Source organism: Nocardia aobensis NBRC 100429 (genome assembly GCF_000308375.1).
Taxonomy (GTDB): domain Bacteria; phylum Actinomycetota; class Actinomycetes; order Mycobacteriales; family Mycobacteriaceae; genus Nocardia; species Nocardia aobensis.
The window spans coordinates 1-10749 of sequence record NZ_BAFQ01000072.1 but is presented as its reverse complement, the minus strand read 5'-3'; the positions used below and the strand labels follow the sequence as shown (position 1 = coordinate 10749).

Annotated in this window: 8 protein-coding genes; 3 read left to right on the top strand and 5 right to left on the bottom strand. The window is 69.5% G+C overall.

Annotated features, from left to right (window positions below; all coding sequences use genetic code 11):
- Nucleotides 1-29: 29 nt before the first annotated feature.
- From bioD to RJ03_RS09760, 5 genes are all read right to left on the bottom strand, one after another.
- Nucleotides 30-710 carry a dethiobiotin synthase gene (gene bioD / locus RJ03_RS09780; protein WP_036500471.1) on the bottom strand — a complete coding sequence of 227 codons (681 nt, stop codon included), beginning with the start codon at nucleotides 708-710 and terminating at the stop codon, nucleotides 30-32.
- A gap of 30 nt (nucleotides 711-740) precedes the next feature.
- Nucleotides 741-1889 carry an 8-amino-7-oxononanoate synthase gene (locus tag RJ03_RS09775; protein ID WP_036500462.1) on the bottom strand — a complete coding sequence of 383 codons (1149 nt, stop codon included), beginning with the start codon at nucleotides 1887-1889 and terminating at the stop codon, nucleotides 741-743.
- Between the two features lie 81 nt (nucleotides 1890-1970).
- Nucleotides 1971-3110, bottom strand: a complete 1140-nt coding sequence (locus RJ03_RS09770; protein WP_036500459.1) for an FAD-dependent monooxygenase — start codon at nucleotides 3108-3110, stop codon at nucleotides 1971-1973.
- A 63-nt stretch (nucleotides 3111-3173) separates the two neighbouring features.
- Nucleotides 3174-4019: a class I SAM-dependent methyltransferase gene (locus RJ03_RS09765; RefSeq protein ID WP_218000942.1), complete on the bottom strand. Its 846-nt coding sequence runs from the start codon at nucleotides 4017-4019 to the stop codon at nucleotides 3174-3176.
- 148 nt (nucleotides 4020-4167) lie between these two features.
- Nucleotides 4168-5439, bottom strand: coding sequence for an adenosylmethionine--8-amino-7-oxononanoate transaminase (locus RJ03_RS09760; protein WP_036500457.1), 1272 nt, complete (start codon nucleotides 5437-5439; stop codon nucleotides 4168-4170).
- Nucleotides 5440-5595: 156 nt separating this feature from the next.
- Here RJ03_RS09760 and RJ03_RS09755 point away from each other — a divergent pair, with 156 nt between their 5' ends.
- The 3 genes from RJ03_RS09755 to treY all read left to right on the top strand — a co-directional run.
- Complete coding sequence (locus RJ03_RS09755) at nucleotides 5596-6561, top strand: bifunctional helix-turn-helix transcriptional regulator/GNAT family N-acetyltransferase (RefSeq protein ID WP_036500454.1); 966 nt, start codon at nucleotides 5596-5598, stop codon at nucleotides 6559-6561.
- Nucleotides 6562-6652: 91 nt separating this feature from the next.
- The gene (glgX, locus tag RJ03_RS09750) at nucleotides 6653-8800 is read left to right on the top strand and encodes a glycogen debranching protein GlgX (protein ID WP_036500452.1); all 2148 of its coding nucleotides are present in this window, start codon (nucleotides 6653-6655) and stop codon (nucleotides 8798-8800) included.
- The coding region (treY, locus tag RJ03_RS09745; protein WP_051024514.1) for a malto-oligosyltrehalose synthase at nucleotides 8797-10749 on the top strand (1953 nt) is incomplete at its 3' end. The genes glgX and treY, both read left to right, overlap by 4 nt.

Genomic DNA, 10749 nt, shown 5'->3' with positions numbered 1-10749 from the left:
CGAACGGGGGCCTCGCCACGACGGGCGGCTCAGCCCAGGTATCGGCGAACCCAGTCGGCGTGGAACCATCCGGTGGCGGTGTCGGCGAATCGCTCGGGCAGCCACTGTCCGGCGCCCTCGGGGATCACCCCGACGACCTCGACGCCGGTGACCTCCGGCAGGTCGGTGCGGTTGCATTCGGAGGCGAGATCCGGTGCGCTCGGCCAGGATCCGATGACCAGCCCCGCGCACCGCACACCGGCGGCGGCGAGGGCCCGGGTGGTGAGTTCGCTGTGGTTGAGAGTGCCCAGCCCCGCGGCCGCGACCACGAGCACCGGCGCGTCGAGTTTCTGTGCCAGGTCGAGCAGCGTGAACTCCCCGACCCGAACCAGCAGGCCACCAGCGCCCTCGATCAGGGTGAGGTCGGCATCGGCCAGGGAGTCGATGCCGGCCACCGTCTCACCGAGGGTGAGCAGCGGTTGCCCGCAGCGGCGGGCGGCGGTGTCGGGAGCCAGCGGTTCGGGATAGCGGGCCAGTTCGAGCGTGCGGGTCACACCCGCCAGCCGCTCGATCACCGCGAGGTCGCCGGCTTCGCCCGGAGCCATGCCGGTCTGTGCCGGTTTGCACACCGCGACCGTGCGCCCGGCCGAGCGCGCCGCCGCGGCCAGCGCGGCCGTGACGACGGTCTTCCCGACGTCGGTCGAGGTGCCCGTCACGATCAACCTGCTCATGTCGCCTCGCTCCTCCAATTCTCGCATCACTCAGGCAGCTTGCGGGTCCCGCGCCGCGGTCAGCACCTCGTCCAGCACCGTGGCGATGATCTCCATCTCGGCCTCGGTGAGGTCGGCACGCGCGGTCAATCGCAGCCGCGAGGTGCCCTCCGGCACCGACGGCGGCCGGAAACAGCCCACGCTCAGACCGCGCGCCCGGCACTGCTGCGCGGCGTCGAAGGCCACCTGCGCCTGCCCGAGCACCACCGAGACGACCGCCGAATCCGGTTGCGGCACATCGGCGATGCGGGCGATCTCGGCAGCACGGGTGAGGACTCGCCCGCCCAGTTCCGGTTCCTTGCGCAGCAGCCGCAACGCCGCATGGGCGGCGCCCACCGCGGCGGGCGCCAATCCGGTGTCGAAGATGAAGGTGCGCGCGGTATCGATGAGGTGGGCGCGTACCCGTTCGTCGCAGAGCACGATTCCGCCCTGCGCGGCAAGGGCTTTCGACAGGGTGGCGGTCACGATCAGATCCGGTTGCCCGGCCAGGCCGAGCTCCTGCACCAGGCCGCGTCCACCGTCGCCGCGCACGCCTATGCCGTGCGCCTCGTCGACGATCAGCACCGCGCCGTTCGCGCGGACCACCCGATGCAGGTCGGTCAGCGGCGCGAGGTCGCCGTCGGCGCTGAACACCGAATCGGTGAGCACCAGCGCACGCTCCTCCGTCCGCTGCGACAGCAGCCGGTCGACGGCCTCGACATCGCGATGCGGCGCGATCTCCACCCGGGCCCGCGAGAGCCGGCAGGCGTCGACCAGCGAGGCATGACTACCGGCGTCGGAGACCACCAGCGCACCGCGACCGGCCAGCGCGGTGACGACACCGAGATTGGCGGCGTAGCCGGAGGCGAAGACCAGGCCCGCCTGCGCCCCCACGAAGTCGGCCAGGTCGGCCTCGAAGTCCTCGTGCGCGACGGTGGTGCCTGTGACCAGCCGCGATCCGGTCGCGCCGGCGCCCCAGGTCCGGACCGCCTCGACCGCGCCCGCGATCACCTCGGGGTGGCGCGACAGACCCAGGTAATCGTTGGAGGCGAGGTCGATGAGATCGCTGTGCGCCGGTCGCGCCCGCAACTGCCGCCGCAACCCGGCGCGCACCCGGTCACCCGCACGCTCGTCCAACCAGCTCAACGGATCCTCGTTCACAGCTCGGAAGCATACTTGAACGCCGTTCAGGACGGTGGCGGCGGGTGCGATCCACCGTGCCCGCCGCAGGTGGCGAACCCGTCAGGCCGGTGGCGCCCAGTCGAGGGCGCGTGCGAAGGCGCGCGGCATCGCCCAGCCGGGCATCAGCCGCAACGCGGTGTCGCGGGCACGCACCGCGGGCGTCCACGACCATTGCGCGACCGTTCCGATCCGCCGGGAACGGTGGGCGAGGGCCCGGGTGCGCGGGCGACGCAGCGCGTCGTAGCGGCGCAGCGCGTCGTCGAGCTCGCCGTTGTCGAGCAACGCGGCCAGGGTGACCGCATCCTCGAGGGCGAGGTTCGCGCCCTGGCCCATATTCGGCGTCATGGCGTGTGCGGCGTCGCCGAGCAGCGCGACGCGTCCGCGGACGAACGTCGGCAGATCGGGCAGATGGTAGATGTCGTGGCGCATCACCGAATCCGGCGACACCGCGTCCAGCAGCCGCGGAACCGGATCGGGCCACGCGCCGAAACGTCTGCGCACGGCGGAGAATTCGCCGTCGGGCGCGCGCTCGCCTTCGGCCGCGTTCACCGCGCCGAACATGTATACCCGATGGTCGGCGAGCGGGACGATGCCGAAAATCTCACCGCTGCCCCAGATCTGGCCGCCCTGGCGCAGGTCGGGCTGCGGTTCGGTGATCATTCGCCACGCGGTGTATCCGGCGTAGCGGGGTGGGCGGGCATGCGGGCAGACCGCGGTCCGCACGACGCTGCGCAGGCCGTCGGCACCGATCACGAGATCCGCCGTCTCCGCTCCCCCGCTGTGCAGAACCTGCACCGCCGGGTCTTCGATGTCGACCCCGGTGACGGTGACTCCCAGGCGCAGACGGTCCTCGCCGAGCGCCGTGCGCAGGATGTCGAACAGGTCCGCGCGATGGACCGCCACCACCGGGCCGTACCGGTCGGCCACTTTCTCGGTGTCGGTGCGGGTCAGCCAGCGGCCGGAGCGGTCACGGATTCCGCCCTCGGTATCGGCCATCGCGCGCGAGCGCACCTCCGCGCCCACGCCGATCGCATCCAGTGCGCGTAACCCGTTGGGCCACAAGGTCAATCCCGAGCCGACCTCGCCGACGGCGGCGGCTCGCTCCCAGACCTCGACGTCGTGTCCGCGCCGATGCAACGCGATCGCGGCGGCCATACCGCCGATTCCCCCGCCGACGACGATCACTCGCAGTGCCCGCATTCCCCACTCCTCGGCTCCTAGGCGTCGCGGTCCAGCCAAACACACCGCGCACGCCGCCGCGGGTCAGCCGCCGATGCGCGCATGCGCAAGCCGGCACAGATCCACCGGTTGCAGCGCATCGGCCCGCTCCCACCAGCCCGCCGGTACGGCCGCTCGGTGGCTGATGTGCTCGACCGTGGCGAATCCGTACCGGCGCAGGACGTCGTCGAGGGTTTCCGGGGTGAAGGTGCTCAGCCACGGTTCGCCCTGGGCGCTGGTGACGGGCCGGACGGATTCGGCGTAGGCGTGCCCGTTGCCGTCGCGCAGTGCCGGATCGAGCATGTACTCCATCACCAGTTCCGACCCCGGGGCCAGACCGGACAGGGCGGCCAGCGTGGCGCCGATCGCCTCGGCGGTGAGATACATGCTGACTCCGAGCCAGCTGACCACCGCGCGGCGTTCACAGTCGAATCCGGCATCGGCCAATTGCCGTGGCAATTCGTCGCGTTCGAAATCGACGGGTACGAAAATCACCTCGCCGACCGGCTGGATATCGCCGATGGCGAGGATTTCCCTTTTCCACCGCTGGGTGCCGGGATGGTCGACCTCGAATACCCGGACGCCTTCGGCCGGACCGCGATATCCGAAACTGTCGAGTCCCGCACCGAGAACGACATATTGCGCCGCGGCCGATTCGGCGAGGCGCTGTTCGGTCCAGTGGCTGCGCACCGTCGCCTGCGCCCGGACCGCGGCCAGCAGCGGATGGTCGCCGTGGTGCAGGTGGTAGCCGATGAGCTCTTCCGCATGCGGGCCGAGCAGGGCGGAGGCCATGGTGTCGCGGAACAGATAGGGCTCGCTGTCGATCAGCAGATGGGCCGCGCGGGCCGCGGCCGCCATCATCGCCGTGCGACTGGGTTCGGTGCCGATCATCGAATTCCCTTTCACCGTCCTGCGGACCCGGTGGATATCACCGGGCGAATTCCGATGATAGACAGGAATTTTCGCGCTCGCCGTCACCATATCACACGAAAATAAATATCCGATATACGACAAACGGCGGGCCGGAAGGGAATTCGGCTCACCCCGCCGCGGCGGTGGCGACGACGCCGGCGGCGATGCGCGCGATATCGTCGGCGCTGCTGATGAACGGCGGCATGGTGTAGACCAGATTGCGGAACGGCCGCAGCCATACGCCGGCCTCGACGGCGGCGCGGGTCGCGGCGACCATATCGATCGAATGGTCGAGTTCGACCACCCCGATCGCGCCGAGCACGCGCACGTCCACCACGCGCGGATTGTCCTGCGCCGCGGCGAGTCCCGATTTCAGACCGGCCTCGATCGCGGCGACCTCGCCCGCCCAGTCCCGCGAGAGCAGCAGCTCGACGGAGGCCACCGCGACCGCACAGGCCAGCGGATTGCCCATGAAGGTGGGCCCGTGCATGAGCCCGCCGTGCGCCGCGCTGACGGTCTCGGCGATGCGGGTGGTGCACAGTGCTGCCGCCAGGGTCATATATCCGCCGGTGATGGCCTTGCCCACGCACATCACGTCAGGCGCCACGCCGGCGGCCTCGGCGGCGAAAAGCGTTCCGGTGCGGCCGAATCCGGTGGCGATCTCGTCGAAGACCAGCAGCACACCGTGCTGGTCGCACAACCGGCGCAGCTCGTTCAGGTAGCGCGGATGATGAAAACGCATGCCGCCCGCGCCCTGCACGACGGGCTCGACGATCACCGCCGCGGTCTCGTGCGCGTGCGCCGCCAGCAGCCGATCCAGTTCCGCGACGTAGGCGGGATCGAAGTCGACCGGCGGTACGGGCGCGAAGATCTGCTCGGCCAGTACGTCGGTCCACAGCGAGTGCATGCCGCCCTCGGGATCGCACACGCTCATCGGGGTGAAGGTGTCGCCGTGGTATCCGCCGCGCCAGGTGAACAGCCGCCGCTTGCCCGGCTGTCCGAGCGCCCGCCAGTACTGCAGGCACATCTTGGCCGCGACCTCGACCGACACCGACCCCGAATCGCAGAGGAACACCTTGTCCAGACCGTCGGGAGTCAGCTCCACGAGCAGCTGGGACAGTCGCACCGCCGGCTCGTGGGTGAGCCCGCCGAACATGACATGACTCATCCGCCGCGACTGCTCGACCAGTGCGGCGTCCAGCACCGGATGCCGGTAGCCGTGGACCGCCGCCCACCACGAACTCATTCCGTCGACCAGTTCGCGGCCGTCGGCGAGAGTCAGGCGGGTGCCCGCGGCCGAGGCGACCACCAGCGGTTCGGTGCTCGCGGGGAAGCCGCCGTAGGGATGCCACACATGGGCGGCGTCGAGGGCGATGATCTGGTCGGCTGTCAGGGCCACGCGGATCCCTTCACGAGACGGTCTTGAACGCTGTTCAAGTTATCACCGCGATGAATCACGTCGGCACCGGGACCGCGCCTCCGAATATTCGTTCTCTCGCACCGCGAGGCGTTCGCGCGATATCTTTGACTCAGTCAAAGAACTGGAGGGCAGGCCATGACGACTGCGGCACTCGACCACGACGACGTCGGCGCGGTGCGCGCGTTCAACCGCCGCTACACCCGGTTGATCGGCGTCCTCGAAGAACATCTGCTCGACAGCGACTTCTCGCTCACGGAGGCGCGAGTCCTGTTCGAACTCGCCCACTCCGGACCGCTCGGCGTCCGCGCGCTGCGCACCGAACTGGGTCTGGATCCGGGCTATCTGAGCCGGATCCTCGCCCGCTTCGAGAGCGCCGGGCTGGTGCGGCGGCACCGATCCGAGTCCGACGCTCGCCTGCAACTCGTACACCTCACCGACGCGGGACGCGCCGCCGCCGACGACCTCGACCGCCGGTCCGCGCACGACATCGCCGAGCTGCTGGCCGGGCACAGCGCCGCAGACCGGCAGCGCCTGCGCACCGCGATGCGCACGATCGAAGAGCTGCTCGATCCGGCCACCGCGCCAGGCCAGGTGAACACGTCCGCAGCAGGTCACACGAGCGAGGTCCGCCTCCGATCTCCGCGCCCGGGCGACTACGGCTGGATCATCCAGCGCAACGCGGTGCTCTATGCCGCCGAATACGGCTGGGACACCGAGTACGAGGCGCTGGTCGCGAAGATCGTGGCCGAGTTCCTGGCCGGGCACGACCCCGACACCGAGCGGGCGTGGATCGCCGAGGCCGGCGGCGTCGCGGCCGGCGCGGTGTTCTGTGTGCGCGAGGACGACACCACCGCCCGGCTGCGGCTGCTGCTCGTGGAACCGTCGGCGCGCGGGCTCGGCGTGGGCACCGCGCTGGTCGAGCGGTGCCTGCGGTTCGCGGCCGAGGCCGGATATCGGGACATGGTGCTGTGGACCAACGATGTGCTCACCGCGGCGCGGCGGATCTACCAGCGCGCCGGATTCGAACTCGTCGATTCCCGGCCGCACCACAGTTTCGGCGCCGACCTCGTCGGCCAGACCTGGCGGCGCGGCCTGCGGTAACCGCAGCCCATCGATAGCCACCGGATTACCGGACCGGCACGACCCGGCCCACCCGCACCGGCGACTCCGGCACGACGGTTACTGTCGATACATGGTTCGGCCCGATACATCCGGTGAGATGACGCCTCTCGGCGTCTGGCCGGGCGCCGCCTATCCGCTGGGCGCGACCTACGACGGGGCCGGTACCAACTTCTCGGTGTTCTCCGAAGTTGCCGAACAGGTCGAGCTGTGCCTGATCGATCGCGCGGGCGGTGAGCACCGCATCCCGCTCGACGAGGTCGACGGGTACGTCTGGCACGCCTATCTGCCCACCGTCGCCCCCGGCCGGCGCTACGGGTTCCGCGTGCACGGACCCTACGATCCCGCCCGCGGGTTGCACTGCGACAGCAGCAAATTACTGCTCGACCCCTACGGCAAGGCCTTCGCGGGCCGGTTCGCCACCGACGCCACCCTGCACACCTACGGCGCGGATACGCTGGGGCACACCATGACCGGCGTGGTGGTCAACCCGTACTTCGACTGGGCCGGCGACCGCCCGCCGCGGCGGCCCTACCACGAAACCGTCATTTACGAAGCCCACGTGAAGGGGCTGACGATGACGCATCCGGCGATTCCGCAGCGACTGCGCGGCACCTATGCGGGTATCGCGCACCCGGCGATCATCGACCATCTGCTGGCGCTGGGGGTCACCGCCATCGAGCTCATGCCGGTCCACCAGTTCCTGCACGACCGGATCCTGCTCGACCGCGGTCTGCGAAACTACTGGGGGTACAACAGTTTCGGTTATCTGGCGCCGCACCACGAGTACGCCGCCGACCCGCGCGCCGGGGCCGCGGTCACCGAATTCAAGGCGATGGTCCGGGCACTGCACAGCGCCGGCATCGAGGTGATCCTCGACGTGGTCTACAACCACACCGGCGAGGGCAATCACCTCGGGCCGACGATCGGCCTGCGCGGGATCGACAACGCGGCGTACTACCGTCTGGCCGAGGACGATCCGGCGCACTACATGGACTACACCGGTACCGGTAACAGCCTCAACGTGCGCCACCCGCACACGTTGCAGCTGATCATGGATTCGCTGCGGTACTGGATTGTCGATATGCACGTCGACGGCTTCCGCTTCGATCTGGCGGCCACGCTGGCGCGCGAATTGCACGATGTGGACCGGCTTTCCACCTTCTTCGACCTGGTGCAGCAGGATCCGGTGGTCAGTCAGGTCAAACTGATCGCCGAGCCGTGGGATGTCGGCGAGGGCGGCTACCAGGTCGGGAACTTCCCCGGCCTGTGGACCGAGTGGAACGGCAAGTACCGCGACACCGTGCGCGACTACTGGCGCGGCCGACCGGCGACCCTGGGTGAATTCGCCTCGAGGTTCACCGGCAGTTCCGACCTGTACGAGGCCACCGGCCGCCGGCCGGGTGCGAGTATCAACTTCGTCACCGCCCACGACGGCTTCACGCTGCGAGATCTGGTGTCCTACAACGACAAACACAATCATGCCAACGGCGAGGACAATCGCGACGGCGAGGACTACAACCGGTCCTGGAACTGCGGGATCGAAGGTCCCACCGACGATCCGGAGGTGTGTGCGCTGCGAGACCGCCAGAGCCGCAACATGATCGCCACCCTGGCGCTGTCGCAGGGCACACCCATGCTGCTGCACGGCGACGAGATCGGGCGTACGCAGCAGGGCAACAACAATGCCTACTGCCAGGATTCGCCGGTCTCCTGGATGGATTGGGGGGCCGCGCAGAAATACGCCGATCTGCTGACGTTCACGCGCGCCGCGTTCGAGCTGCGCCGTGCCCATCCGGTGTTCCGGCGCCGGCGCTTCTTCGACGGACGTCCCGGCACCCCCGGCGAACTCCCCGGCGCACACGCCGGCGATATCGCGTGGTTCACCCCCGGCGGCACGGAGATGACGACCGCCGACTGGAATACCGGCTTCGCCCGGTCGCTGGCGGTGTTCCTCAACGGCGAGGCGATCGCCGAACCGGGCCCACGCGGGGAACGAGTGCGCGATGATTCGTTCCTGCTGTGTTTCAATGCCCACGACGCACCCCTCGAATTCGCCGTACCCGGACCGGAATTCGGCGCGCACTGGACGGTGGCGCTGGACTGCTCGACACCCACCGGGCGCGCAGATGCCACCTATTCCGCAGCGACCACGGTCGCCGTACCCGCTCGCTGCCTGCTCGTTCTCCGCCGTTCCGAATCCACACCGATATCGAGATGACAGACACCCCTTCCCCTGAACACCGCACCGGCCCGATCGCCCGCCGGACGCCCGTGCGCAGTACGTACCGACTGCAGCTGCGCCCGGACGCCCTGACCTTCGCCGATGCCCGCGCGATCGCCGAATATCTACAGCAGCTGGGCATTTCGCATCTCTACCTGTCTCCGGTGATGACCGCGATGCCGGGCTCCGCGCACGGCTACGACGTCACCGATCCGACCACCGTGTCGGCGGCACTGGGCGGGCCGGGTGGGCTGAAGGCTCTCGCCGACGAGGTCCGCGCCCGCGGCATGGGGCTGATCGTCGATCTGGTGCCCAACCACGTCGGCGTCGGCGATCCGCGGCGCAATCCGTGGTGGTGGGATGTGCTGCGCAACGGCAAGAATTCGAAGTTCGCGCATTTCTTCGACATCGACTGGAGCCCGGGCAACGGCGCGGGCGGGCGGCTCGCGCTGCCGGTCCTGCACAGTGAGAACGATCCGGCGGCGCTGACCGTCGATCGCTCGGGCCCCGAACCCGTCCTCGCCCTGCGCGACCTGCGCTTCCCGATCGCCCCGGGCACCGACGGGGAGAACGCGCTGCGCATCCACGACCGCCAGCACTATCGCCTCGTCAGCTGGAAGGCCGGGATCTGCAGCTATCGGCGATTCCTGGCGGTCTCCGAACTGGCGGCCATCCGGCAGGAGGAGCCGGCGGTGTTCGACCTGACCCATCGCGAACTGGCCGCCTGGTGCGAGCACGATCTGATCGACGGGGTGCGCGTCGATCATCCCGACGGATTGTCGTATCCGGCCGCCTATCTGGCGAAACTGCGCCGGCTGATCGGTCCGCAGCGGCTGCTGATCGTGGAGAAGGTGCTCGGCCGGAACGAACCGCTCGACGCCACCCTGCCCGTGGACGGCACCACCGGATACGAAGCGCTCGCGGAGGTCGGCGGCATCTTCGTCGATCCGGCCGGGGAACACGCGCTCACCGAACTGTCGCGGCGGATATCGGGGCACGGCAGCGATGCCGCATGGATGGCCGACACCGAACATCGCATCAAACGCGCGGTGGCCGAACGGCTGCTCGTTCCCGAGGTCCGGCGATTGGTCGGCGCGGTGAAGCGCGACGCCGCGGTGAACGGATTCGATTCGGCGGCGATCAGCGATATGGCGCTGACCAATGCCACCATCGAGGTGCTGTCCTATATGCCGGTGTACCGCACCGACTACGCACCCCTGTCCGGTGTGCTCAGCGCCGTCGTGGCCGAGGTACAGCAGCGCAACCGGGAGCTGACCGCCCCGCTGTCGGTCCTGGTGCGGGCGCTGGCCGCCGGCGGAGAAGCGGCGCGGCGGATGCATCAGGTCGGCGGCGCGGTCGCGGCCAAGGCGGTCGACGACACCATGTTCTATCAGGCGGCGCGTCTGGTGTCGCTGCAGGAGATGGGCGGTGATCCGAGCCGGTTCGGCCGGTCGGTGCTGGAATTCCATCTGGCCAATGCCGAACGCGCGGTGCGCCGCCCGACCACGATGACGACGCTGTCGACGCACGACACCAAGCGCGGTGAGGATGTGCGAGCCCGCATCACGGTGCTCTCGCAGGTGGCCGACGGCTGGGCGAAGGCGGTGGGCGCGTGGCTGGAACTGGCGCCCGCACCGGACGGGCAGACCGCGATCTTCCTGCTGCAGAACATGTTCGGCGTGTGGCCGGTGGACGGCCGTCGTCCCGCCACGGTGCCGCGGTTTCGCGAACGCCTGCACCTGTTCGCCGAGAAGGCGGTGCGCGAGGCGGGACTGCGTTCCTCGTGGGAGGAGCCCGACGTCGACTTCGAGGCGGAGGTGCATCGCTGGCTGGACACCGTGATCGACGGGCCGGTCGGCGCCGAACTCGGTGAGCTGGCGACCCGGCTCGCACCGCATGCATGGTCGGATTCGCTGGGGCAGAAGCTGCTTCAGCTGTGCGGCCCC

Excerpts from the sequence above, each read along its gene's own strand:
- bioD (WP_036500471.1), bottom strand. The coding sequence starts at position 710 with ATGAGCAGGTTGATCGTGACGGGCACCTCGACCGACGTCGGGAAGACC.
- RJ03_RS09770 (WP_036500459.1), bottom strand. The coding sequence starts at position 3,110 with ATGCGGGCACTGCGAGTGATCGTCGTCGGCGGGGGAATCGGCGGTATG.
- RJ03_RS09765 (WP_218000942.1), bottom strand. The coding sequence starts at position 4,019 with ATGATCGGCACCGAACCCAGTCGCACGGCGATGATGGCGGCCGCGGCC.
- RJ03_RS09755 (WP_036500454.1), top strand. The coding sequence starts at position 5,596 with ATGACGACTGCGGCACTCGACCACGACGACGTCGGCGCGGTGCGCGCG.
- glgX (WP_036500452.1), top strand. The coding sequence starts at position 6,653 with ATGGTTCGGCCCGATACATCCGGTGAGATGACGCCTCTCGGCGTCTGG.